The sequence below is a fragment of the Enterobacter sp. HNDS-6 genome (genome assembly GCF_039850505.1).
Lineage (GTDB): Bacteria > Pseudomonadota > Gammaproteobacteria > Enterobacterales > Enterobacteriaceae > Enterobacter > Enterobacter kobei.
In genome coordinates this window covers 4362799-4387357 of sequence record NZ_CP156673.1, presented here as the reverse complement: position 1 = coordinate 4387357, position 24559 = coordinate 4362799, and the positions used below count along the sequence as shown (strand labels likewise).

General features: G+C 55.2%; 23 protein-coding genes. 7 read left to right on the top strand and 16 right to left on the bottom strand.

The annotated features are described in order from the left end of the window. Positions 1-42: 42 nt before the first annotated feature. Positions 43-1125 (bottom strand): porin OmpC, encoded by a 1083-nt coding sequence (gene ompC, locus ABFI50_RS20505; protein ID WP_014883915.1) that lies wholly within the window; start codon positions 1123-1125, stop codon positions 43-45. 589 nt (positions 1126-1714) lie between these two features. Then, on the bottom strand, positions 1715-2593 hold the full coding sequence (gene yddG / locus ABFI50_RS20500; RefSeq protein ID WP_071922209.1) for an aromatic amino acid DMT transporter YddG: 879 nt from the start codon (positions 2591-2593) through the stop codon (positions 1715-1717). A 221-nt stretch (positions 2594-2814) separates the two neighbouring features. On the opposite strand from yddG, the gene fdnG reads away from it, so the two are divergent. Genes fdnG through fdnI form a run of 3 tightly spaced genes read left to right on the top strand, consistent with a single transcriptional unit; the run spans position 2815 to position 7407 of the window. After that, positions 2815-5862 (top strand): formate dehydrogenase-N subunit alpha, encoded by a 3048-nt coding sequence (fdnG, locus tag ABFI50_RS20495; protein ID WP_248216572.1) that lies wholly within the window; start codon positions 2815-2817, stop codon positions 5860-5862. 11 nt (positions 5863-5873) lie between these two features. Further along, positions 5874-6758: a formate dehydrogenase subunit beta gene (gene fdxH, locus ABFI50_RS20490; protein WP_023338350.1), complete on the top strand. Its 885-nt coding sequence runs from the start codon at positions 5874-5876 to the stop codon at positions 6756-6758. Beyond that, positions 6751-7407, top strand: a complete 657-nt coding sequence (gene fdnI, locus ABFI50_RS20485; RefSeq protein WP_014883910.1) for a formate dehydrogenase-N subunit gamma — start codon at positions 6751-6753, stop codon at positions 7405-7407. Before fdxH ends, fdnI begins: the two co-directional genes overlap by 8 nt. 71 nt (positions 7408-7478) lie before the next feature. Here fdnI and ABFI50_RS20480 read toward each other — a convergent pair whose 3' ends face one another. From ABFI50_RS20480 to ppk2, 3 genes are all read right to left on the bottom strand, one after another. Next, entirely contained in the window at positions 7479-7802 is a 324-nt protein-coding gene (locus tag ABFI50_RS20480) for a CcdB family protein (protein WP_023337335.1), read from the bottom strand. Continuing rightward, positions 7802-7990 carry a hypothetical protein gene (locus tag ABFI50_RS20475; RefSeq protein ID WP_023330470.1) on the bottom strand — a complete coding sequence of 63 codons (189 nt, stop codon included), beginning with the start codon at positions 7988-7990 and terminating at the stop codon, positions 7802-7804. Before ABFI50_RS20475 ends, ABFI50_RS20480 begins: the two co-directional genes overlap by 1 nt. A 102-nt stretch (positions 7991-8092) precedes the next feature. Beyond that, a complete protein-coding gene (ppk2, locus tag ABFI50_RS20470) occupies positions 8093-8911 on the bottom strand; it encodes a polyphosphate kinase 2 (RefSeq protein ID WP_014883908.1) in 819 nt (272 codons plus the stop codon). 166 nt (positions 8912-9077) lie between these two features. Here ppk2 and araJ point away from each other — a divergent pair, with 166 nt between their 5' ends. Then, a complete protein-coding gene (araJ, locus tag ABFI50_RS20465) occupies positions 9078-10253 on the top strand; it encodes an MFS transporter AraJ (RefSeq protein WP_196347632.1) in 1176 nt (391 codons plus the stop codon). A gap of 40 nt (positions 10254-10293) precedes the next feature. Here the strand turns inward: araJ and adhP are convergent, their stop codons facing one another. The 6 genes from adhP to ABFI50_RS20435 all read right to left on the bottom strand — a co-directional run bounded on the left by adhP (position 10294) and on the right by ABFI50_RS20435 (position 17416). After that, positions 10294-11304: an alcohol dehydrogenase AdhP gene (adhP, locus tag ABFI50_RS20460; protein ID WP_196347631.1), complete on the bottom strand. Its 1011-nt coding sequence runs from the start codon at positions 11302-11304 to the stop codon at positions 10294-10296. Between the two features lie 196 nt (positions 11305-11500). Then, entirely contained in the window at positions 11501-13210 is a 1710-nt protein-coding gene (locus ABFI50_RS20455) for an ATP-binding cassette domain-containing protein (protein WP_347484941.1), read from the bottom strand. Positions 13211-14009: 799 nt separating this feature from the next. Beyond that, the gene (locus tag ABFI50_RS20450; protein WP_014883904.1) at positions 14010-15707 is read right to left on the bottom strand and encodes an NAD-dependent malic enzyme; all 1698 of its coding nucleotides are present in this window, start codon (positions 15705-15707) and stop codon (positions 14010-14012) included. A gap of 176 nt (positions 15708-15883) precedes the next feature. Continuing rightward, complete coding sequence (gene sra / locus ABFI50_RS20445; RefSeq protein ID WP_008501714.1) at positions 15884-16021, bottom strand: stationary-phase-induced ribosome-associated protein; 138 nt, start codon at positions 16019-16021, stop codon at positions 15884-15886. A 95-nt stretch (positions 16022-16116) separates the two neighbouring features. Next, positions 16117-16332 carry a biofilm-dependent modulation protein gene (bdm, locus tag ABFI50_RS20440; RefSeq protein WP_014883903.1) on the bottom strand — a complete coding sequence of 72 codons (216 nt, stop codon included), beginning with the start codon at positions 16330-16332 and terminating at the stop codon, positions 16117-16119. Positions 16333-16564: 232 nt separating this feature from the next. Continuing rightward, positions 16565-17416: a Vmh family MBL fold metallo-hydrolase gene (locus ABFI50_RS20435; RefSeq protein WP_032628979.1), complete on the bottom strand. Its 852-nt coding sequence runs from the start codon at positions 17414-17416 to the stop codon at positions 16565-16567. Between the two features lie 110 nt (positions 17417-17526). Here ABFI50_RS20435 and ABFI50_RS20430 point away from each other — a divergent pair, with 110 nt between their 5' ends. Together ABFI50_RS20430 and ABFI50_RS20425 are read left to right on the top strand one after the other, a co-directional pair. Continuing rightward, on the top strand, positions 17527-18408 hold the full coding sequence (locus ABFI50_RS20430; RefSeq protein WP_318594263.1) for a LysR family transcriptional regulator: 882 nt from the start codon (positions 17527-17529) through the stop codon (positions 18406-18408). Positions 18409-18483: 75 nt separating this feature from the next. Beyond that, complete coding sequence (locus ABFI50_RS20425; protein WP_014883900.1) at positions 18484-18912, top strand: OsmC family protein; 429 nt, start codon at positions 18484-18486, stop codon at positions 18910-18912. Between the two features lie 23 nt (positions 18913-18935). Here the strand turns inward: ABFI50_RS20425 and ABFI50_RS20420 are convergent, their stop codons facing one another. Further along, positions 18936-19841 carry a LysR family transcriptional regulator gene (locus ABFI50_RS20420; RefSeq protein ID WP_014883899.1) on the bottom strand — a complete coding sequence of 302 codons (906 nt, stop codon included), beginning with the start codon at positions 19839-19841 and terminating at the stop codon, positions 18936-18938. A gap of 133 nt (positions 19842-19974) precedes the next feature. Here ABFI50_RS20420 and ABFI50_RS20415 point away from each other — a divergent pair, with 133 nt between their 5' ends. After that, positions 19975-20724 (top strand): SDR family oxidoreductase, encoded by a 750-nt coding sequence (locus ABFI50_RS20415; RefSeq protein WP_023337325.1) that lies wholly within the window; start codon positions 19975-19977, stop codon positions 20722-20724. Here the strand turns inward: ABFI50_RS20415 and ABFI50_RS20410 are convergent. The 4 genes from ABFI50_RS20410 to ABFI50_RS20395 are packed head-to-tail and all read right to left on the bottom strand — an operon-like array spanning position 20721 to position 24541. Further along, positions 20721-21650 (bottom strand): ABC transporter ATP-binding protein, encoded by a 930-nt coding sequence (locus ABFI50_RS20410; protein ID WP_045282127.1) that lies wholly within the window; start codon positions 21648-21650, stop codon positions 20721-20723. The genes ABFI50_RS20415 and ABFI50_RS20410 overlap by 4 nt on opposite strands. After that, positions 21643-22629, bottom strand: coding sequence for an ABC transporter ATP-binding protein (locus ABFI50_RS20405; RefSeq protein ID WP_196347628.1), 987 nt, complete (start codon positions 22627-22629; stop codon positions 21643-21645). The genes ABFI50_RS20410 and ABFI50_RS20405 overlap by 8 nt, the downstream gene beginning before the upstream one ends. Then, a complete protein-coding gene (gene ddpC / locus ABFI50_RS20400) occupies positions 22626-23522 on the bottom strand; it encodes a D,D-dipeptide ABC transporter permease (protein WP_023330458.1) in 897 nt (298 codons plus the stop codon). The genes ABFI50_RS20405 and ddpC overlap by 4 nt, the downstream gene beginning before the upstream one ends. Further along, complete coding sequence (locus ABFI50_RS20395) at positions 23519-24541, bottom strand: ABC transporter permease (protein WP_059373663.1); 1023 nt, start codon at positions 24539-24541, stop codon at positions 23519-23521. The genes ddpC and ABFI50_RS20395 overlap by 4 nt, the downstream gene beginning before the upstream one ends. Between the last annotated feature and the right edge of the window lie 18 nt (positions 24542-24559).

Sequence of the window (24559 nt, the reverse complement as noted above, 5' to 3'; positions counted from 1 at the left end):
AAAAAGCCAGCCACATGGGCTGGCTTTTTAGCGTGACAAATCTTAGAACTGGTAGGTCAGGCCGACAGCAACGATGTTGTCGGTAGCAACGCCAGTTGCTTTGGTGAAGCTGTTGTCGTCAACCAGGTTGATTTTGTAATCAACATAGGTAGACATGTTTTTGTTGAAGTAGTAGCTCGCGCCAACGTCAACGTATTCAACCAGATCCTGGTCGCCGTATGAACCCAGATCTTTACCTTTGGATTTCAGGTAAGCGATGGATGGACGCAGACCGAAGTCGAACTGATACTGAGCAACAACTTCGAAGTTCTGAGCTCTGTTCGCGATATAACCGTCACCGAAGTTGGTCATGTTGCGGGTTTCAGAGTAGGTGGTTGCCAGGTAGATGTTGTTCGCATCGTATTTCAGACCAGCAGCCCAAACTTCTGCGTTTTCACCGCCAGCGTTAACGGTATTGGCTACGCGACCTGCAGCAACCTGACGGTCTGTACGGTCAGATTTCGCGTAGGTGGCACCGACAGCGAAGCCGTCCATTTCATAGGTAGAAGACAGACCCCAGCCGTCACCGTTCGCTTCGGTGATGTTACGGTCATCGTTTTTACCCTGGTACTGAGCAGCAAAGTTCAGACCGTCAACCAGACCGAAGAAGTCGGTGTTACGGTAGGTTGCAACGCCAGTCGTACGGCCAGTCATAAAGCCATCAGTCTGCGTCCAGGTATCACCACCGAACTCTGGCAGAACGTCAGTCCATGCGCCGATGTCGTAAGCAACACCGTAGTTACGACCGTAGTCGAAAGAACCGAATTCGTTGAATTTCAGACCTGCGAAGGCCAGACGCGTTTTGCTGCCGTCAGTGCCCTGGGATTCAGAACGGTTGCCTTTGAACTCATATTCCCACTGGCCGTAACCGGTCAGCTGATCGTTGATCTGAGTTTCACCTTTGAAGCCCAGACGAACGTAAGTTTTGTCGCCGTCGTTGCCAGCGTCATCAGAGAAATAGTGCAGACCTGTTACTTTACCGTACAGATCCAGCTTGTTACCGTCTTTGTTATAAACTTCAGCCGCGTTTACAACGCCTGCTGCCAACATGGAAGTCACTGCCACTGCAACTAATTTAAGTTTCATCTTAAATATTCCTTATAATTTTCTTAGGTATTTCCTGAGCCACTTTGAACGAGTTTTAAACGAGGCTGCTCGTCAATGGCACGTTATTTTTAAAAATCTTGTAGTCCTCTTTCAATAATAAGTTTCAAAATATTAATAATAATTTCATTTAGTGTGATCGAGATCGGATAAATGGCCTAAAAATAGCCTGAAATGATGAGTATTTAATCAATTTTGGGTGGGGTTTATTTCCGTCAATATAGTTTCATTAGGTTGTTATAAAATATGTTAATTATCGGTAATGCCGTTCTTTTGGTTGGGGTGACAGAGTGTATTTAACCGAAAAGGGCGGCCTTGCGCCCTTAATTGCACGGAAATTCCGTTGCTTAGACAGAAACACACAGAAACATACTATTGCACTTTGTGCTATTAATATTGTGAGTATTTGACGGCAATTAATCACATAGCGGTGTCAGTTTGTGTCAATATTAAGAGACGCAAATTTACGAAAAGAAGGTAATATAAACAGAAGTTAAACGCGCGCCCAAATATTAAATTTATGTTAATTTTTTGCTGTCGGGATGAATATTACCCGACAGCTGACCCGGAATTATTTTTTGGTGGCGTACCAGCAAAGCAATGACCCGACGCAGACCATCAGCGCGCCTTGCCAGAACGAGAAAGAGAGGGGGGAACTCAGCAGCACGGCGGCAAGCGCGGCAGAGAGTACGGGAGTAAAATAGGATACGGCGGCCAGCACCGTGACGTTACCGTGCAGAATGCCAACATTCCAGGCGGCATAACCTAACCCTAGCGCCACACCACACATAACGAGTTTCACGACAACCGGAACAGTGAAGACCATTTCCGGCTGATCGCTCAGCGCATATTTCACCCACAGGCTCAGTGCCGTCAGCAAAACAAACAGGGTAATGCCGTTTTGCCCGTTAGCAAATTTACGGGTTACCGTGCAGTAGGCGGCCCAGATAAATGCCCCGGCAAAAGCCAACGTATAGCTGAGTGGATTCGATACGATATTGCGCATTATTTCATCAGGGTGTAATCCTTGATCACCCCCTAGTACCCAACATACACCGAGTAGTGCAAGGATTAAGCCGGGGATAACCCACAGCGTTGATTTTTGTCCGTTGAACAAAATAGCAAAGACGATCGTCAGGCTCGGCCAGAGATAATTGACCATTCCCACTTCAATGGCCTGCGCTCGCGTGGCGGCATAGCCTAACGACAGGGCAAGGCAAATTTCGTAACTGACAAACAGTACGCTGCCGGCAATAAGATACCTGGGTGAAAAGCGTTTAATATCAGGAAATCCCACCGTTACCAGACACAATAATCCGCTGAGGGTGTATATCATCGCCGCACCGCCGACGGGCCCCAGCCCCTCACTCACGCTACGAATCAAGCCCACCATTGTGCTCCACAACAGAATCGCTGCCAGCCCGATAAGCGTTGCTCTCTTTCTGTCCATTACGTCTTCATCGCTAAAAAAATCAAAGGAAAAAGATATAGCATTAATCCTGACGCTGTTGCGAATTATTCTCGCATGTGTTTAACCCTAAAGGATTATTTGAAGGCGCGAGCGGTGACCATTAAGAGGGCGAAGTCACGCGACCTTGATTTGACGCAAAAAAAAAAGGGGTTTTGCTGTTAGTTTGCGGCGCGAAGTCTTATTTGAACACGAGGACAACAATGGACGTCAGCCGCAGACAATTTTTTAAAATCTGCGCGGGCGGTATGGCCGGAACAACAGCCGCTATGCTGGGATTCGCTCCTAAAATGGCGCTGGCTCAGGCACGCAACTATAAACTGCTGCGCGCGAAAGAGATCCGTAACACCTGCACATACTGCTCCGTGGGTTGTGGGCTTTTGATGTACAGCCTGGGTGATGGCGCGAAGAACGCCAGAGAAGCGATTTATCATATTGAAGGGGACCCGGATCATCCGGTGAGCCGCGGGGCGTTATGCCCGAAAGGCGCGGGTCTGCTGGACTACGTTCACAGCGAAAACCGCCTGCGTTATCCGGAATATCGTGCGCCAGGTTCGGACAAATGGCAGCGTATTTCCTGGGATGAGGCCTTCTCCCGTATTGCAAAATTGATGAAAGCCGACCGCGACGCCAACTTTGTTGAAAAGAATGCAGAGGGGGTGACGGTCAACCGCTGGCTTTCCACCGGTATGTTATGTGCCTCTGCGGCCAGTAATGAAACCGGCATGCTGACGCAAAAATTTGTGCGCTCTCTCGGCATGCTGGCGGTTGATAACCAGGCGCGCGTCTGACACGGACCAACGGTAGCAAGTCTTGCTCCAACATTTGGTCGCGGTGCGATGACCAACCACTGGGTTGATATCAAAAACGCTAACGTCGTGGTGGTAATGGGCGGTAACGCCGCTGAAGCCCACCCGGTGGGGTTCCGCTGGGCGATGGAAGCGAAAAACAACAACGATGCGACGCTGATCGTCGTCGATCCGCGCTTTACGCGCACGGCTTCGGTGGCCGATATCTATGCGCCGATCCGCTCCGGTACGGACATTACGTTCCTGTCCGGCGTACTGCTGTACCTGATCGAAAACAACAAAATTAACGCGGAATACGTTAAGCACTACACCAACGCAAACCTGCTGGTGCGGGATGACTTTGCCTTCGACGACGGGCTGTTCAGCGGCTATGACGCGGAAAAACGTCAGTACGACAAGTCCTCGTGGAACTATCAGTTCGACGAAAACGGCTATGCAATGCGCGATGAAACACTGACGCACCCGCGCTGCGTGTGGAACCTGCTGAAGCAGCATGTTTCCCGCTATACGCCGGACGTGGTGGAGAACATCTGCGGTACGCCGAAAGCGGACTTCCTGAAAGTGTGCGAAGTGCTGGCCTCCACCAGTGCGGCAGACAGAACAACGACCTTCCTGTATGCGCTGGGCTGGACGCAGCACACCGTGGGTGCGCAGAACATCCGCACCATGGCAATGATCCAGCTGCTGCTCGGCAACATGGGGATGGCAGGGGGCGGCGTGAATGCGCTGCGCGGTCACTCCAATATTCAGGGGCTCACCGACCTCGGCCTGCTCTCCACCAGCCTGCCGGGTTACCTGACGCTGCCGTCGGAAAAGCAGGCAAATCTGCAAACGTATCTTGAGGCCAACACGCCAAAAGCGACGCTGCCGGATCAGGTGAACTACTGGAGCAACTATCCGAAGTTCTACGTCAGCCTGATGAAATCCTTCTACGGCGACGCGGCGCAGAAGGAGAACGACTGGGGCTTCGAGTGGCTGCCGAAGTGGGACCAGGCGTACGACGTCATTAAGTATTTCAATATGATGGATAAGGGGAACGTCACGGGGTATATCTGCCAGGGCTTTAACCCGGTAGCGTCCTTCCCGGACAAGAACAAAGTCGTTCGCAGCCTGAGCAAGCTGAAGTACATGGTCGTCATCGACCCGCTGGTGACCGAAACCTCGACCTTCTGGCAGAACCACGGTGAAGCGAACGATGTCGATCCGGCGTCGATTCAGACCGAGGTGTTCCGCCTGCCGTCCACCTGCTTTGCGGAAGAAGATGGCTCCATTGCCAACTCCGGTCGCTGGCTGCAGTGGCACTGGAAAGGCCAGGAGGCGCCGGGTGAAGCGCGGAATGACGGTGAGATCCTGGCCGGGATTTACCATCGTCTGCGCGAAATGTATCGCACCGAGGGCGGTAAAGGCGCTGAGCCGCTGCTGAAAATGCGCTGGAACTATAAGCAGCCGGATCGTCCAGAGTCAGAAGAAGTGGCGAAAGAGAACAACGGCGTTGCGCTGGCGGATATTTATGATGCCAACGGTAGCCTGGTGGCGAAAAAAGGCCAGCTGCTGAACAGCTTCGCGCTGTTGCGTGATGACGGTACCACGGCATCTTCCTGCTGGATCTACACCGGCAGCTGGACGGAGCAGGGTAACCAGATGGCGAACCGCGATAACGCCGACCCGTCCGGGCTGGGCAATACGCTGGGCTGGGCCTGGGCGTGGCCGCTGAACCGCCGCGTGCTGTATAACCGCGCCTCCGCCGACGTGAACGGCAAGCCGTGGGATCCAAAACGCATGCTGATCCAGTGGAACGGCTCGAAGTGGGCAGGGAATGATATCCCGGACTACAACACCGCCGCGCCGGGCAGCAAAACCGGGCCGTTTATCATGCAGCCGGAAGGGCTGGGTCGCCTGTTTGCGCTCAACAAGCTGGCAGAAGGGCCATTCCCGGAACACTACGAGCCGATGGAAACGCCGCTCGGCACTAACCCGCTGCACCCGAACGTGGTCTCCAGCCCGGTGGTGCGGATCTATGAAGACGACGTATTGCGCTTAGGCAAAAAGGACAAATTCCCGTATGTGGGTACAACCTATCGCCTGACCGAGCATTTCCACACCTGGACCAAGCACGCGCGGCTTAACGCCATCGCCCAGCCGGAACAGTTTGTGGAGATAAGCGAAACGCTGGCGAAAGCGAAGGGGATTGCCAACGGTGACCGCGTGAAGGTGAGCAGCAAGCGTGGCTTTATCCGCGCGGTGGCGGTGGTGACCCGTCGTCTGCAGAGCCTGAACGTTCATGGTCAGCAGGTGGAAACGGTCGGTATTCCGCTGCACTGGGGCTTTGAAGGGGTGGCGCAGAAAGGCTACATCGCCAATACCCTGACGCCAAACGTTGGCGATTCCAACTCGCAAACGCCGGAGTACAAAGCGTTTCTGGTCAACATCGAGAAAGCGTAAGGAGCGATTAAATGGCGATGGAAACACAAGACATTATTAAACGCTCCGCGACCAACCCGATAACCCCCGCGCCTCGTGCGCGGGACTATAAGGCAGAAGTCGCTAAGCTTATCGATGTCTCTTCCTGCGTGGGCTGTAAAGCCTGCCAGGTGGCCTGTTCGGAGTGGAATGATATCCGCGACGAGGTGGGGCACTGCGTCGGGGTCTACGATAATCCGGCGGATCTGAGCGCCAAATCCTGGACGGTGATGCGCTTTAGCGAGACCGAGCAGAACGGCAAGCTGGAGTGGTTAATCCGTAAAGACGGCTGCATGCACTGTGAGGATCCGGGCTGTCTGAAGGCGTGTCCGTCCGCGGGGGCGATTATTCAGTATGCCAATGGGATCGTCGACTTCCAACAGGACAACTGCATCGGCTGTGGGTACTGTATCGCGGGCTGTCCGTTTAATATTCCGCGCCTCAATAAAGAGGATAACCGGGTCTATAAATGCACCCTGTGCGTGGACCGCGTGAGCGTCGGGCAGGAGCCTGCCTGTGTGAAAACCTGTCCGACCGGGGCGATTCACTTTGGCACCAAGAAAGAGATGCTTGATGTGGCGCAGGCGCGGGTGGACAAACTCAAAGCGCGCGGCTACGACAAGGCGGGTGTTTATAACCCGCAGGGCGTGGGCGGTACGCACGTTATGTACGTGCTGCACCATAACGACCAGCCGGAGCTGTATCACAATCTGCCGAAAGATCCGGCGATCGACACCTCAATCAACCTGTGGAAAGGGGCGCTCAAACCGCTCTCTGCAGCGGGCTTTATCGCCACCTTTGCCGGGTTGATTTATCACTACATTGGTATCGGGCCAAATAAAGAGGTGGATGACGATGAGGAGGAGCATCATGAGTAAGTCGAAAATGATCGTGCGCACGAAGTTTGTCGACCGCGCCTGTCACTGGACGGTGGTCATTTGCTTCTTCCTGGTGGCGGTCTCCGGCATCTCGTTTTTCTTCCCGACGCTCCAGTGGCTGACGGAAACTTTCGGCACCCCGCAGATGGGACGCATTCTGCACCCGTTCTTCGGCGTGCTGATTTTCGTGGTGCTGATGTTTATGTTCGTGCGCTTCGTCCATCACAATATCCCGGATAAGCAGGACATTCCGTGGCTAAAAGGAATTGTCGAAGTGCTGAAGGGCAACGAGCATAAAGTGGCGAAAGTAGGCAAATATAATGCCGGACAAAAGATGATGTTCTGGACCATCATGAGCATGATTTTTGTGCTGCTGGTGACGGGCGTCATTATCTGGCGTCCGTATTTTGCCTCGTATTTCCCGATTCAGGTGGTGCGCTACGCGCTGCTGATCCACGCCACCTCAGCCATTATTCTGATCCATGCCATTTTGATCCATATGTATATGGCGTTCTGGGTGAAGGGGTCGATTAAAGGAATGATTGAAGGGAAGGTGAGTCGTCGCTGGGCGCAGAAACATCACCCGCGCTGGTATCGCGATGTGGAACGACTGGAAGCGAAACAGGAAAGTACGGAAGGGATGAAGTAAGACCTGCGCCGTCGGCTTTGCCCGGCGGCGCTGCGCTTGCGCGGGCAGGACAAATGCCTGGCCGACTGGCGTCATGTATTAGTTAATAAACGATCAATTGCGGCTATAACATCATGACGTGTGTTACGTAAATTACAAACAAAATCTTTGGGGTTAATTTTATTGTTGTTAAGGTTGGTTATCATGGGTGAATAAATTAGAAACGTTTCAAAATCGATATTTACGGCTGGTGCCAGCTGACTCTGCCATAACGGTAATTTATTCACTCTCGCAAGTGGCACAATTACGCGCGTGGCAAGATCATCATAATAATCATCCTGAATGAGCATATAGTAAGGCAGCTTATCCCTGGTTGCTGTAGAGGTATTCCGGTAAACATTAAATTGTCTCAGCATTAAAGCACCCTGAAAAACTCATCATCAGTAATAGTTCCATGTTTTTCCACAAACTCATTCATTGAGTGAATGAATGAACGATCCGCATCTGATGACTGACACGGCGCAACGGAGTCTGGTGAGGTATGGCTCGACGGTACTGTTGGTTTAATGCTTCGCGAGAGGGTGTGGTCAACTGTGTGTTTCATTCGTATCTCCTTTGTTGGTGCGGCCATTATCAACCGCAGCCAACAAAAAACAATACCTTTTCCCCTGGTAATCTACATTCTGCGAGCCGTCTTCCAGTAATCTTAGAACCGCTCTTCCACATAACGGAACGGGTATTTCGTCGGTTTCACTTTGCCAATTTTACGTTTCGGTAATTCCACCTTTTCAACGTGAATTTCTTTATACGGGATCTGCGTCAGGAGATGCGAAATAATATTCAGCCGCACGCGTTTTTTATCTTCCGAACGGGCCACATACCACGGTGCCCAGGCGGTATCGGTTGCCGCAAACATGGCATCGCGCGCTACGGTATATTCATCCCACAGGTTAAACGATTTAATATCCATCGGTGAGAGCTTCCATATTTTACGACCGTCGTTAATACGGTCACGTAAACGGCGCTCCTGCTCTTTCGGTGTCACCTCAAGCCAGTACTTCAGCAGAATAATCCCGGCATCAACCATCGCTTTTTCCATCACCGGCGTACCGTCGAGAAATTTCTCCACCTGTTCCGGCGTGCAGAACCCCATGACCCGCTCGACGCCCGCGCGGTTGTACCAGCTTCGGTCGAATATCACGATCTCCCCGGCAGCGGGCAGATGGGGAACATAACGCTGAAAATAGAGCTGGGTTTTCTCTTTCTCGGTGGGGGCGGGAAGGGCAACAACGCGGAAAACGCGCGGGCTGACGCGCTCGGTGATCGCTTTTATGGTGCCGCCTTTACCGGCGCCATCGCGCCCTTCAAAAACAATACACACTTTTAACCCTTTGGCGACGACCCACTGCTGGAGCTTCACCAGTTCAACGTGGAGGCGGCGAAGCTCTTTTTCGTACTCTTTGGTTTTCAGCGGGGCATTTTTTTCGACATCAACAGCGACACTGGTTTTCTTCTTGCTTCCCATGATTGTCATCCTCAGGTTGTCCGGCGCGGGAAAAAGCGAGGCCGCACTATGAAGTGTAATCCACCTGAATTAATGGATTAACGTGTCAGCCAGCTGATTTGAACTGGCTCACCATACAAGTTTGTTCAATAATGCCCGTCGCGAGTTTTTAACCTGTGGTCGTGGTATGAAAAAGACAATTTTTTCGTTGGCGCTTGGCACGTTTGGCCTGGGGATGGCTGAATTTGGCATTATGGGTGTGCTCACCGAACTGGCGCACGATACCGGCATTTCTATTCCCTCGGCCGGGAATATGATTTCGTTTTATGCTTTCGGCGTGGTGATTGGTGCCCCGATTGTGGCGCTCTTTTCGGGCAAGTTCTCGTTAAAAACCACGCTGTTGTTCCTGGTGGCAATGTGCGCTGTCGGCAATGCGCTGTTTACTTTCTCCACGTCCTATTTCTGGCTGGCGCTGGGGCGTTTAATTTCTGGTTTTCCGCACGGGGCCATTTTTGGCGTCGGGGCGATTATCCTCTCTAAAATAGCACCACCGGGGAAGGTAACGGTTGCCGTGGCCGGGATGATCGCCGGTATGACCGTGGCTAACCTGGTCGGTGTCCCGCTGGGTACCTGGCTGGGGCACGCATTTAGCTGGCGCTATACCTTTTTCCTGATTGCGGTGTTCGATGCGCTGGTGATCCTGTCGGTTATCCTTTGGGTGCCACACCTCCATGACAGATCAGAAATCAAATTGACCGAGCAGTTCCAGTTTCTGAAAAGACCAGAACCGTGGATGATTTTTGCCGCCACTATGTTTGGTAACGCCGGTGTATTTGCGTGGTTCAGCTTCGTTAAGCCCTTTATGGTTAACGTCTCCGGTTTTTCGGAAGGGGTGATGACCGCCATCATGATGCTGATGGGTCTTGGGATGGTGTTGGGCAATCTGTTAAGCGGTAAACTCTCTGGTCGCTTTAGCCCGCTGCGCATTGCCGCCACCACCGATATGGTGATTGTCGCCTCACTGCTGCTGCTTTTTGCCACTGGCGAACAGAAAACGGCCTCGCTGGGCATGGGCTTTATCTGCTGTGCCGGGCTGTTTGCGCTCTCTGCGCCGCTGCAAATCCTGCTTCTGCAAAATGCGAAGGGCGGTGAGATGCTGGGGGCGGCAGGGGGGCAGATGGCATTTAATCTCGGCAGTGCGATTGGCGCGTACTTTGGCGGGATGATGATTACCCTTGGCTTTAGCTGGCGTTACGTCACGCTACCAGCGGCAATACTCTCGTTCTCGGCCATGAGCGCATTGCTGTTGTACGGATATCTGCGGACAAGACAGTCACACGTTAAGGCTCGTACGGCTGTATGAAAACCGCTCCCTTTCAGGAGCGGAGATAAATGATGAGCGCTTATGAGCGTAAATCAATCACCATACGGCCACGGATCTGACCCTGTTCCATCTCTTTGAAGATGGCGTTGATATCTTCGATTGGACGCATTGTCACCTTCGGTACCACTTTACCTTCCGCCGCAAACTGGAACGCTTCCTGTAGATCCTGGCGGGTGCCGACCAGTGAGCCCACCACCTGAATGCCGTCCAGCACCAGGCGCGGAATATCCAGGCTCATCGCTTCCGGCGGCAGGCCAACCGCGACCACACGACCACCGGCGCGTACGGCATCCACCGCCGAGTTGAAGGCCGCTTTTGCGACGGCTGTGACGACAGCAGCATGCGCGCCGCCGGTTTTTTCCTGCACAATTTTAGCGGCATCTTCACTGCGGGAGTTGATGGTCAAATCCGCACCCATGCTGGCGGCAAGCTTCAGCTGTTCGTCATTAACATCCAGCGCGATGACTTTGGCGTTAAAGACGTTTTTAGCATACTGCAGCGCAATGTTGCCTAGCCCACCCAGACCATAAATGGCAATCCACTGGCCCGGTTTAATACCTGAGATCTTCACCGCTTTGTAAGTGGTGACACCGGCGCAGGTGATGCTGCTGGCGGCAGCAGAATCCAGGCCGTCCGGTACTTTTACCGCGTAATCGGCGGTGACGATGCACTCTTCCGCCATGCCGCCATCAACGGAGTAACCGGCATTTTTTACATCGCGGCACAGGGTTTCGTTGCCGGTATTACAGTATTCACAGTGACCACAGCCCTCAAAGAACCAGGCTACGCTTGCGCGATCGCCGACCTTCAGCGACGTCACGCCAGGGCCGATTTCTTTGACGATGCCAATCCCTTCATGGCCCAGGATCACCCCGGTTTTATCGCCAAAGTCACCGTTCTTTACGTGAAGATCGGTATGGCATACGCCACAGCATTCCATCTTCAGCAGGGCTTCCCCGTGCTTGAGCGGGCGCAAGGTTTTTTCGGTAACGTTAACCTGATGATCCTGAGTAACAACAGCAGCCTTCATGTGTATCTCCTTGTTCATGATGAGTATCTGCATAGCAGGTGTAATACTCCTCAAGGATTAATGCTTAAGCGCTGTAATGCAAGGTGCCCGCAACATAATGTCATCATTTAAGGTGATTTCAGATTAAGAAAAGGATGTTCCTCTAATAATTAAGGGGGAAAATACTGGCCCGACGAGAGGCTCGCCGGGCGCAGCGTTACAGCTGTGCTTCTATCTCCTTAATTTCTTTACGCCATTGTGCCTGTAGCTGCGGTTTTTGATGCTTTGGCTTCCGCGCGAGATCGTCTTCCAGCAATGTTTCCAGCGCGACAAGCCGTTCAAGCAGATCGTCAGAGGGGGATACAGGCATGGTCGTGGCATCGACTGGAGCTGGGGATGTTACCAGTCCCGCGCTTTCACGCAGCCGCTCGAATACCGATTCTGCATCATGCCATTCGCTCAGCTTTCCCTCTTCAATTAACCAGAAACGGTTGCAGCTTTGGCTAATTAATTGACGATCGTGGCTGACCAGCAGGACGCCGCCCTCAAACTGCTGCAGGGTTTGCGCCAGCGCCTCTTTGCCCTCCATGTCGAGATGGTTGGTCGGCTCATCGAGCATCAGCAGGCTATAGCGGGCAAGCGTCAGGCCGACAAACAGCAGTCGAGAGCGTTCGCCACCGCTGAGCGTACTGACGTTTTGTCCGTGACGCGCCCACGGAAATCCGGCGCTGATGAGCGCCATTTTTCTGTGTTGCGGGTCGGGCGCGAACGGCTCCAGCGCGTCAAACAGCGTGGCGTCATCCGGCAGCTGGTTCAGCGTCTGATCGTAATAGCCAGCTGACACGCGTGGATGAAGTTTCAGCCCCGTATCGCTCTGCTCATTGCTAAAACAGCGCCAGATAAGCTTCATCAGGGACGATTTTCCGCAGCCGTTACGACCCACAATCGCTACGCGATCGCCGCTTTTCAGACGCGCGATGTCGATGTTAAACAGCTCAGAAAGCCCCGGCGCAGGCGGCACGCCGAGGTTTTCTATCTCCAGCAGTCGGTCGGCGCGAAGCGCATCGCCGCGCAGGGTTAACGTCCACTGGCTGCCAGCCGTAAGCGCCGTCTGGCTCTCCTTCAGCCGTTCGACCTGTTTTTCCATCTGTTTGGCTTTCCGGGCCAGGTCTTCGTTATCGTAAACCTTGCCCCAGGTCGCCAGCCGCTTCGCGCTGGCGGTCACGCGGTCGATCTCCTTTTGCTCCGCCTTGTGGCGCTGCGCGTCGCTTTCATCTTTTGCTTCAAGCGCCTTGCGTGCGGCCGTGCAGGGAAGGGCAAAGTAGTGCAGCGTTTTATCGCGCAGGATCCAGCTGCCGTTTGTGACGGCATCCAGCAACTGTCGGTCGTGCGAGACCAGCACGAAGCTGCCTGACCAGTTCAGTAAAAAATGTTCCAGCCAGAGCATGGTCGGCAAATCGAGGTGGTTACTGGGTTCATCCAGCAGGAGCAGATCCGGCTCGTGAATCAACGCCCGCGCCAGCAGCAGCCGGGTGTGTTGCCCGCCGCTCAGCGTGGCGGAGCGCAGCGTCATATCCTGCGGGGTAAAGCCCATGCCGGCCAGCAGCGTTTCGGCTTTCCAGCGCAGGCTATCGCGCTCAGCTAAAGGCAGCTGTGCGAGTACGGCATCCAGCATGGTCAGCGGGAAAATAGCGTCCGGAAGATGTTGCTCAACGCGCGCCATCAGGCAGTGCCCGGCCAGCGCTACCGTACCGGCGGCGGGGGAGTCTGTGCCGTCCAGCACCTTTAAAAGCGTACTTTTTCCGCAGCCGTTATCGCCCAGCAGGCCAATGCGGTCGCCTTTTTTCAGCGTAAAAGAAAGGGAGTCGAAGAGCGTGCCAAACGCCGTATCAACACGTAAAGATTGTGCAGTGAGTAAAGTGCTCATTGTTGCTTACCCAAGAGTTACAGGCATGTTTATGCCTCGTCAAACATCGCTGACGATAACTCAGTAAGCCCGAGAGAAGGGATTTCAGGGGGTGGTGTCTTCGCTCAAGCAGAAGTTATCGCAGCACGATACCGATAACGCTTGAGCGGGTGCGATCACCAAATGTATGTGAAACATTGAAAATTTCACAGTACAGCATAATTGGCCTCCTTATATATTCAGTAGGTTAATGGATGAAAGGAGTGTAGCGGGGGAAAGTGGGTTTGGCTAGTGGGATTCGATGGTGCGGTCTGATGCCCTCACCCGTAGGGCTGAGGAAACCCCACAAAATAATACCTGCACAGACTACCCCCTCTCCCTTGAGGGAGAGGGCTGGGGTGAGGGGGAACATACGGCTTTGGTGGTCATTCCGTTCACTTTATGTTCCTTGCTACTCTGTAACGACACGACCGGTGAACGTGCCAGGGTGGCTCAATCGCCACCACCCTGGCGACCCGGGCTCCCGGCGGTAAATCGCCGCTTCGCGGTGCCCTCAGCTTATTCCTTCAGGCTATCGGGTCGGGCATGAGCCTGCATCCCTGCAGGCCACGCCCTCTCGGCGCATCCCTGCGCCTCGCCCCGGCCCTACGGAAACGCTTCGGCGATTTACAGCCGGACCAGGGCGTCGCTGTAACTCATTCATTTTCATGAAGCAACCTTCATCGCTTCCGGTATAAAAATTACTGGGATTCCTGAGCCCACAGGGAGGGCCCCCGTAGGCCCGGTAAGCGAAGCGCCACCGGGCGATTGGGTCGCAGAGTTAAATCGAGGTACGGCGATAGCTGCGGTATTCAGGCTTCCAGAAGTTATCGTCAATAGCCTGCTGCAGCGCGTCGGCAGAGGTTTTCACCGCCACGCCCTGCTGCTGCGCCATTTTACCTACCGCAAACGCGATAGCGCGCGACACCTTGTGGATGTCCTTCAGCTCAGGCAGAACCAGCCCTTCACCATCATTGACCAGCGGCGAGTGGCCCGCGAGGGTTTCGCTCGCGGACATCAGCATCTCATCGGTAATGCGAGACGCGCCGGAGGCGATCACGCCCAGACCAATACCCGGGAAGATATAGGAGTTGTTGCACTGGGCAATCGGATAGGTTTTATCCTTCCATACCACCGGATCGAACGGGCTGCCGGTCGCAACCAGCGCGTTACCTTCGGTCCAGGCGATGATGTCCTGCGGCGTCGCTTCTACGCGGGAGGTCGGGTTGGAAAGCGGCATCACGATAGGGCGCTCGCAGTGCTTGTGCATCTCACGAATAATCTCTTCCGTGAAGAGGCCGGTTTGTCCGGAAACGCCGATCAGAATATCCGGCTTCACGTTGCGCACCACGTCAAGAAGGGAGAGGACTTCGTTGTCAGTATCCCAGTTTTTCAGGTTCTCGCGTTTCTGCACCAGTTTGGTCTGGAACGGCAGCAGGTTCGGCATACCGTCGGTCAGCAGGCCGAAACGGTCAACCATAAACACGCGGGAGCGGGCTAGCTCTTCACTCAGGCCTTCACGCTGCGTCTGGGCAATAATCTGTTCGGCGATACCGCAGCCTGCTGAGCCTGCCCCGAGGAAGACGATTTTCTGGTAGCTCAGCTGGCTGCCGGCTGCGCGGCTGGCGGCGATAAGCGTACCCACGGTCACGGCTGCGGTGCCCTGGATATCGTCGTTAAAGGAGCAGATCTCATCGCGATAGCGGTTCAGCAGCGGCATCGCGTTCTTCTGCGCAAAGTCTTCGAACTGCAGCAGCACGTCCGGCCAGCGGTGTTTCACGGCCTGGATGAAATCGTCGACAAACTGGTAGTACTCTTCGTCGGTAATACGCGGATGACGCCAGCCCATATACAGGGGATCGTTCAACAGCTGCTGGTTATTGGTGCCCACATCCAGCACCACCGGCAGGGTATACGCCGGGCTGATGCCGCCACAGGCGGTGTAGAGTGACAGCTTACCAATCGGAATACCCATCCCGCCGATGCCCTGGTCACCCAGACCCAAAATGCGCTCGCCGTCAGTCACCACAATGACTTTGATGTTGTGGTTAGGCACGTTTTGCAGAATATCGTCCATGTTGTGACGGTTCTGGTAAGAAATGAATACCCCGCGGGAGCGACGGTAGATCTCAGAGAAACGCTCGCAGGCAGCACCCACGGTCGGGGTATAGATCACCGGCATCATCTCTTCCAGATGGTTCTGCACCAGGCGGTAGAAGAGGGTTTCATTGGTGTCCTGAATGTTGCGCAGGTAGATGTGCTTGTCGATTTCGGTTTTGAAGCCCTGATACTGGATCCACGCGCGCTCTGCCTGTTCTTCGATGGTTTCAACCACTTCGGGCAGTAAACCCAGCAGGTTGAAGCTGCTGCGCTCTTCCATGCTGAAGGCGCTACCTTTGTTGAGCAGGGGGAATTCGAGTAAAACCGGTCCGGCATAAGGGATATATAAGGAACGATGTTTTTTCAGTTTGTTGTCCATGTCACTCACTCTTTTTTTGAAGATCCGTCCCTGACACTGCTGTTTGTCATCTTTCTGGCCTGTGCGATGGGGTGCGGTCGGGCGGTATTATAAAGGAGCTGAATATTAATTACCGCAACACATAAACAAAAACACCATCGGTTTTGCCGATGGTGTTCTCTGTCTCAGTCTGGAACTTACTTGCCCGCGTGGCGTTTTCTGCCGGTGGCGTGAGTGACTTGCGTTTCGTGGTCGCCTTCAATCACCACTTTACGCTGATTAGAAAGCTTGTAGTTCAGTCCCAGAATGTGGCGTGCCTGACGGTTCGATTTCATGTTAACTCCTCAATCCTGTTGATAGTTTTAAGGACCAGTTTGCTTACGCAAACGAAATGTAACCCCTTAGGTTGCAGATCCAGCTTAGCAGGTTTTTACAAAGGTGCGTTTCGCCCGCTGACGACGTAGTTAATGGTCTGCTGGTAGATGTCACTGAGGATGTCATTATCCGTGGATTCCACCCACCTGGTCAGTTCCATCAAAATGTCATCTTCAGTCACAGCACCGTGTTCGGCGTGAAGACCCTGCGCAATCGCGTTAACGAGCTCAGGTTGTGCTGCTGTAGTATTAGCCGGGTAATAAGTAAACATGCTGCCTCCGTGTCGTTGTCTGTTTAATGGTACGGCTCGCAAAAAATGTAATTCATAAACAGAATGGCAAATATTTTACCCGTTGTGGCTAAGATTCATCTTAGAAACGAAAATGTCATAAGTGCATGCTTTTATGAACTTTTAAAACGTGGGGATAAATTGACGTTGGGCAACGAGGATATTTTGGCGGTGCTCCTGCTATGGGGGAAATATAGCAGGAGCCGTTTTTAACTTACCACTTCATTTCGCCGGTATTTACTTTGGCACTTAATTCCAGGGAGCTCTCTTCGGCAAGATCCGGGTACTGTTTTTTCATCGCGCCGATAACGCCCGCGGAGTCTTTGTGTGCGGATAAAGCCTGTTCAAAATGCTGCAGGTAGCCACGCGTAAAATCAATCGCGCCCGTTCCGGCAGGCGGAGTCCCAAGATAGTGACCCGGGATCACGCGTTCAGGTTTGTGCGCAGCCATATTGTCAAGGGTTTGCTGCCACTGCTGGCGGCGAGCAGGCGTCTGGGTATCTGCCGTCCAGACGTGAATACCCCAGGAGACACCGGTGCCACCGAGGATCGTTTTCGCAGACGGGATCCACACGTAAGCCGCGTAACTGTCTGGTTGTTCAATGTCGATCTTTTCCCCGTCAACCATAAACGTGGTTGAGGCGAGCACCTGCGGAACGACCAGCGTCGTTGGCGCGCCGTCTTTCATCTGCGGGCCCCAGAAGGCGAGTTTGGCGTCTTTGGTGGCCTTAATATGGTCAACCACCTGCTGCGTGGCCACCACTTTGGCATTCGGGAAGGCTTTTACCAGCGGTTGCAGACCAAAATAGAAATCCGGATCGCCGGAAGTGATCACAATCTTGTTCAGCGTTTTACCGCTGCGGCGAATTTTCTCCACCAGCGCTTCGCCATCTTTCACGCTGAACTGAGCGTCAAACAGAACGGCTTCTTTCGGGCCAGAGACCAGCGTGGAAGAGACCGCGAAAATGCCTTTTTCCTGCGGGTTATACGTGTCAATGGTCAACGGCGCGGCAAAAACAGCCGGTGTGAAAAGGGCGCAAAGCAGTGCAAGGCGAGTAAGCTTCATCATCATGTCTCTGTGGTTCAGGAAAGTCTCTATTGTACGGATATTTGTATTTGCCAGAATTCCTGAAACAAGACATGCTTAGTTTCATAAATCGAGCAAATGGAGCGTATATGGATCGCGTTATTGCCGCTCAGGTCTACAACCGGATATGCGAGCTGGGAAGTTTGAGCGCGGCGGCCCGCGCATTGGGGATCTCGCGACCGATGGTGAGCCGCTACCTGGAACAAATGGAAAAGTGGGCGGGAACACGGCTGGTTAACCGCTCCACGCGCAAGCTGACGCTGACCGCAGCCGGCGAAAAAGTGTTGCAGAAAACGCGGACGCTTTCGCAGCTCTCGCAGGAGATTGAGGGCCAGTCGGAGAAAGATTTGCCGTCAGGCACGCTGCGGGTCGCCTGTGCACACTTTACCGCCATGCACCTGATTGCGCCGGTGCTCCCCGGGCTGCTCGCGCGCTACCCGCAGCTGCGCATCGAGCTGGATGTGAACAACCACCCGGTGAGCCTGGTAGGGGAGCGTATTGATGTCGCCGTACGCATTACCGACACCCCCGAACCGGGCATGATCGCCCGCCGACTCGGGGAGTGTCGTTCAGTCCTTTGCGCCTCGCCGGACTATCTTGCTCAGCACGGAACGCCCGTCAGTCCAGAAGATTTAGCGCAGCATAATTGCCTGCACTACAGCTTTTTCGCCGGGCAGTCCTGGCATTTTCTTACACCGGAAGGTGAAAGCCTGAGCGTGGCCGTCAGCGGCAACCTGAGCGCCAGCATCTCATCGCTGTTGATGGACGCCGCGATTAACCACTGCGGTATCGCCATGTTGCCGGAGCGTGAGGCATCTGAAGCGCTGGCGCAGGGATTACTGGTGCCGGTTCTGAGCGTGCTGGAGCCGAAGCCGCTTGCCATCCATGGCATTTACCAGTCCCGGGAATATCAACCTGCCGCACTGCGCGCATTCCTTGATGCACTGGCGCAACATGTGTTCAGTGGCTAAGACTCTTCTGTCTTCGCCGCAGAATCTGAGTAGCCTTCTATACTTAATCCTTTGTAAGCCAAAAGGAGAGCAAGAATGACTATTCATAAGCACGGTTCAGCACACTGGTCTGGCGACATTAAACGCGGGAAAGGAACGGTTTCTACCGAGAGCGGCGTTCTCAATCAGCAGCCTTATGGCTTTAACACCCGCTTTGAGGGTGAAAAGGGGACCAACCCTGAGGAGCTGATTGGCGCGGCACACGCCGCCTGTTTCTCGATGGCGCTTTCGCTGATGCTGGGTGAGGCGGGCTATACCGCCGATTCCATTGATACCACTGCAGACGTCTCGCTGGATAAAACCGACGGCGGTTTTGCCATCACAAAGGTTGCGCTGAAAAGCAAGGTGACTGTTCCCGGCATCGCGCCTCAGCAGTTTGACGGCATCATTCAGAAAGCGAAAGCAGGCTGCCCGGTGTCGCAGCTGCTGAAAGCCGACATCACGCTCGATTACAAACTCAACTAAGCCCCAGCCGGGTTCGCGCCCGGCTATCCCTTCAGCGCGGCGGGGAATACCTCCGCCAGCCAGGCAATAAATACCTTCAGGCGGTGCGTTAAATGCCGGTTTTGGGGGTAAACCACATGAAACGGATAGGCAGCAGGGCGCCAGTCGCTCAGGATTGCCGTCAATGTTCCCGTCTGCAAATAGTGCTTTGCCGAATACTCAAAAGTCTGAACAATCCCAAGTCCCGCCGCGGCAGCAGCGAGATGGGCATTGCTTTCATTGACGCCGAGATAGTGTGGAATGCTGATTTCCAGCGCCTCGCCATCCTGTCTGAAGCGAAACGGAAAGGCCCGCCCGGTGACCGGAGAGAGATAGCTTATCAATTTGTGGCCGTTGCGCAGCTCCTGCGGATAGGCCGGGACGCCATGATTCTTCAGATAACCCGGCGTCGCGCAGGTAACCATTTCAGCATTGCCGAGATGTCGGGCAATAAGTGTTGAGTCGTTCAGCGGGCCGCCGCGAATAACACAGTCTACGTTACCGCTGATTAAGTCTACGGGCCGGTCGGCCACCCCAAGATCGATCCGGATATCCGGGTAGCGCTGCATGAAATCTGGTAGCAGGGGGATGAGCACGTCGCGGGCGGTGGAGCCGCCGATGTCGACGCGCAGATGCCCCTTTGGCGTCGCGCGAGAAACGCGAAAAGAGGTGTCAATATCTTCGATATCAATCAGCACCCTGAGTGCTTTTTCATAGTATTCCGCCCCCTCAGGCGTGGTGACGACCCGGCGGGTGGTGCGGTGCAGGAGGCGGATCTCAAGATGCGTTTCGAGAGATTTCACCAGTTTGCTCAGGGTGGCTATCGGCATATTCAGCGAATCCGCCGCGCGCGTAAAACTGCCGGATTCCACCACCCGCGTAAAGGCACGCATTGCCATTAACTGGTCCATCAGGCCCTCTGATTATTTCTGTATGTGAATAGTCATTTTCATTTTTGCCCATTTTTCATTAATGCTGCAAGGGCTAAAGTTTGTTCAACGCGAGCGAAAGCGCGCAAATCAAACCCAACAAAAGGTAAATGACATGAACACGACTCTTTCAGGAAAAATTGCGCTGGTAACCGGCGGCAGCACCGGTATTGGTCTTGCCACGGCGCAGGAGCTGGCGGCTCAGGGGGCGAAGGTGTACATCACCGGACGTCGTCAGGCCGAGCTGGACGCGGCGGTGGCTGAAATTGCTTCAACGGCAGTGGGCATTCGTGCGGATGTCTCTAAACTAGGCGATCTGGATGAGGTTTATGCCCGGATTGCAAAAGAGGAAGGCCGTCTGGATATCCTGTTTGCCAATGCGGGGGGCGGCGATATGCTGCCGCTGGGCGCGATCACCGAAGAGCAGTTTGACCGTATTTTCGGTACTAATGTCCGCGGCGTGCTCTTTACGGTGCAGAAGGCGCTGCCGCTGTTATCCGCCGGATCGTCGATTATTCTGACCGGCTCGACGGTCTCCATTAAGGGGACGGCAAACTTTAGCGTCTACAGCGCCAGTAAGGCCGCCGTTCGCAACTTTGCCCGCTCCTGGGCGCTGGATTTGCAGGGCCGCGGGATCCGCGTCAACGTGGTGAGTCCGGGCCCAATCAAAACCCCGGGGCTCGGTGATTTGGTGCCGGAAGAACACCGTCAGGGGCTGTACGATGCGCTGGCCGCGCAGGTCCCGCTCGGACGTTTAGGCGCGCCGGGTGAAGTAGGGAAAGCGGTGGCGTTCCTGGCCTCCGATGCGGCCAGCTTTATTAACGCCACCGAGCTGTTTGTGGACGGCGGGATGGCGCAAATCTAACCCAGGCTGCGCCAGCAGCGAACGTGACGGCCCTCGTGAGAGGGCTGTAAAGCCTGGGGATCTTCACACCCCTGCGTGGCCAGTGGGCAACGGTCGCGGAAAAAGCAGCCTTTGGGCAGGTGACGGTTTCCGGGAAGCTCCGTTTTGCGTAACGCCAGCGTTTCATCCAGCGGTTCACCGGTGCGGGGAACCGAATCGAGCAACAGACGGGTATAAGGATGGCGCGGTTCCCCCAGCACCTGGGCGGCGCTGCCCAGCTCCACAATCTGCCCGAGGTACATTACCGCCACGCGGTCACTCATGTGTCGGACCACCGAGACGTTATGCGAAATTAACACATAAGTCAGATTACGTTGCTGTTGCAGGGTCACCAGCAGATTGAGGATTTGCGCCTGCACGGAGATATCCAGCGCGCTGGTCGGTTCGTCGAGCACGATGATGTCCGGATCGGACGAGAGAGCCCGGGCGATGGCGATGCGCTGGCGCTGGCCGCCGGAAAAGGCGTGCGGTAGCCGGTCGAGATATTCCGGACGAATGCCAACCTGCAACGCCAGGTTTTCCGCCATCTGTCGGCGTTCCCGTTCGGGGCTGCGTTTTTGCACCCACACCGGCTCGGTGATGATGCGCCAGACCGGCAAGCGCGGATCGAGCGACGAGAGCGGGTCCTGAAACACCATCTGCATGCCGCCCGCGTGGTTTACCCGCTGGTATGCCCCGGTGCTGGGCTTAAGCATGCCCATCAGCAGCTGGGCCAGCGTGCTTTTACCGCAGCCGGATTCCCCGACAATGCCCAGCGTTTCTCCCCGGCGGATCTGCAGATCGAGTCCGTTGAGCGCATGCACCTGCTCGGTGACGCGGCCCAGCCAGTTTTTACGTGCCGCAAAGTTTACGTGCACACTATCCAGTTCCAGCAGCACATCAGACATGGGGTTTCTCCTGTTGCGGATACCAGCAGGCGGCCTGTTGGCCTTCTGCGCCATGGGGGTGTAAGCGCGGGGTTTCGCTGCATTTCGCCCCGGCGGCAAAGCAGCGATCGCGGAATGCGCATCCCTGCGGAAGCTGGCTGAGGTTGGGGACGGTGCCGGGGATGGCCGGAAGCAGATCGCGCGGCTGACCGTTCTCCGGCGCACACTTCAGCAGGCCAATGGAGTAGGGATGAACAGGGGCATGGATCAGCGTTTGCGTGGCGCCGCTCTCTATCACGCTACCGGCATACATCACATACATTCTGTCGCAGAGCTGGGATACCACGGCCATATCATGGCTGATAAACAGTACAGAGGTGCCGCTGGCCCGCGCCTTATGCTTCAGCAAGCGCAGCACCTGCAGCTGGACGGTAACGTCCAGTGCGGTGGTCGGTTCGTCGGCAATGATCAGCTCCGGCTCGCAGGAGAAGGCAATGGCGATCATCACCCGCTGGCGCATGCCGCCGGAGAGTTCGAACGGATAACGCGCCATCACCTGGTGCGCGTCCGGGATTTGCATCTCTTCCAGCAGGGTAATCGCCTTTTGTTGCGCCTCCCGCCGGGAAAGTGGTCGATGCTGGCGGATCACCTCCACCATCTGTTTGCCAATCTGTCGCGTCGGATTGAGGGCGGTCATCGGCTCCTGAAAAATCATCGCCACTCTGGCGCCGCGCCACTGGCGGAGCTGTTTCTCAGATGCCGCGAGGACATTTTCACCCAGTAGCATCACCTGGCCCTGATGGATCCGGTAGCTGCCTTCCGGCAGCAGCCGCATGGCGAGCATTGCGGTCACGGATTTCCCCGATCCCGATTCGCCCACCACGCCGACGATCTCACCCCTTTTGATCTCCAGCGAGACGTTATTCAGCGCGTGGACCTCACCGCGAAAAATCGGGAAGCTCAGGTGCAGGTCTTCAATGCGTAATACCGATTCGGTCATGACTGTTTCCCTCCTGACTTCGGATCCAGCAGGTCGCGGATACCGTCACCGAACAGGTTAAAACCCACGGCGGTAATCAAAATGGCCGCACCGGGAAAGGCGCAATACCACCACTGGTCGAGAACGTAGTTACGGCCAACGGCCACCATCGCCCCCCATTCGGCGGTCGGCTGCTGTGCACCCAGACCAATAAACCCCAGCGTCGCGGCCATCAGAATAGCGCTACCAATGTCCAGCGAAGCCTGCACAATCAGCGGCGGCAGGGCATTACGCAGAATATGCCAGCGGATCAAATGCCAGCGCGATGCGCCAAACGTGCGGGCGGCCTGCACGTAGGTAAACTGGCGGACCACCAGCGTCTGGCCGCGCGCCAGACGGACGTAAAACGGAATGCGGACAATGGCGATCGCCAGCATGGCGTTAAACAGGCTCGGGCCGAGCGCGGCAGCCAGCGCCATGGTCAGCACCAGAGAGGGTATAGAGAGCATGATGTCCATCACCCGCATGATGATGGCGTCACCGCGCCCACCCAGTACGCCGGACAAACAGCCCAGCAGCGAGCCAATGCCGCCTGCAATCACCACCACCGCCAGCCCGGCGGCGATCGACTGCTGGCTGCCTGCCAGGACGCGGCTGAACAGATCGCGTCCCACTTCATCGGTACCAAACCAGTGTTGTGCGGACGGTGCCTGCAGACGGGCGGTCAGATCCAGCGCGTTCGGGTCATGCGGCACAATCCACGGTGAGGTCACCATCACCAGGAGCATCGCAATCATAATCACGCCGCCCACCATCGTGAGTGGGCTTTGACGCAGCATCCAGAACAGTTTTGCCCAGTTGATACGTTGTCTTGCAGTTTTAACCGGGACGGGCGTTTCCTGCGTTAACATCATTCGGCACCTCCGCGCCCAATTCGCGGGTCAATCCACAGATAAAGCAGATCGACCACCAGATTCACCAATACGTAGGCCAGAGAGACGACGACAGCGAAGCCCATCACCGCAGGGAAATCGAGCGCCTGAATGGACGTCACCACCCAGGCACCCATCCCCGGCCAGGCAAAGACGGTTTCGGTCAGTACTGCACCGTACAGCAAATCGCCCAGCGCCAGCCCGAGCACGGTTATCGACGGGATCATCGCATTGGGCAGAGCGTAACGCAGGACGATATACCAGCCAGGCAGGCCGCTGGCGCGCGCCGTGCGGATGTAGTCCTCGCTAAGCTGCTCCAGCATCGCGGAACGCACCTGACGCGCCACGATGCCCAGGTGAACAAACGCCAGCGTCAGCGAGGGTAAAATCAGATGCAGAAGCGCATTGAGAAAGACCTCGACGTTGCCCTCCAGCAGGGCATCCAGCAGGTAAAACCCGGTGACGTGCGTCGGCGGATCGAGCCAGTCGTCCAGTCTGCCGCCGCCCGGCAGGATCTGCAGGTGCCCGTAGAAAAGCACAATAACGCCCAGACCGAGCCAGAAGGCTGGTGTGGAAATGCCGGTCATCGCCATTAATCGCACCAGATGATCCAGCCAGCGGTTGCGATAGACCGCCGACAAAATCCCCAACGGCACGCCGATGACCAGCGCCAGTAGCAGGGAGCAAAAGGCCAGCTCCAGCGTGGCAGGGAAAAAGGCCTTCAGGTCTTGTGCAACCGGACGTCCGGTACGAATGGACGTGCCGAGATCGCCATGGGCGAGAGCATCGACGTAGCGACCAAACTGGATATACAGCGGCTGATCCAGCCCCAGTTGCTGGCGGATGTTTTGCACGATGTCGTCGCTGGCACGGTCTCCGGCCAGCAGACGGGCCGGATCGCCGGGGATCATGTGTGAAATAATAAAGGTAATGATACAGACACCGGCCACCACCAGGAGTAATCCCCAGCAGCGCTGGCGCACGATGCTCCAGAACGTCATACACTTTCCCCCGGCGAA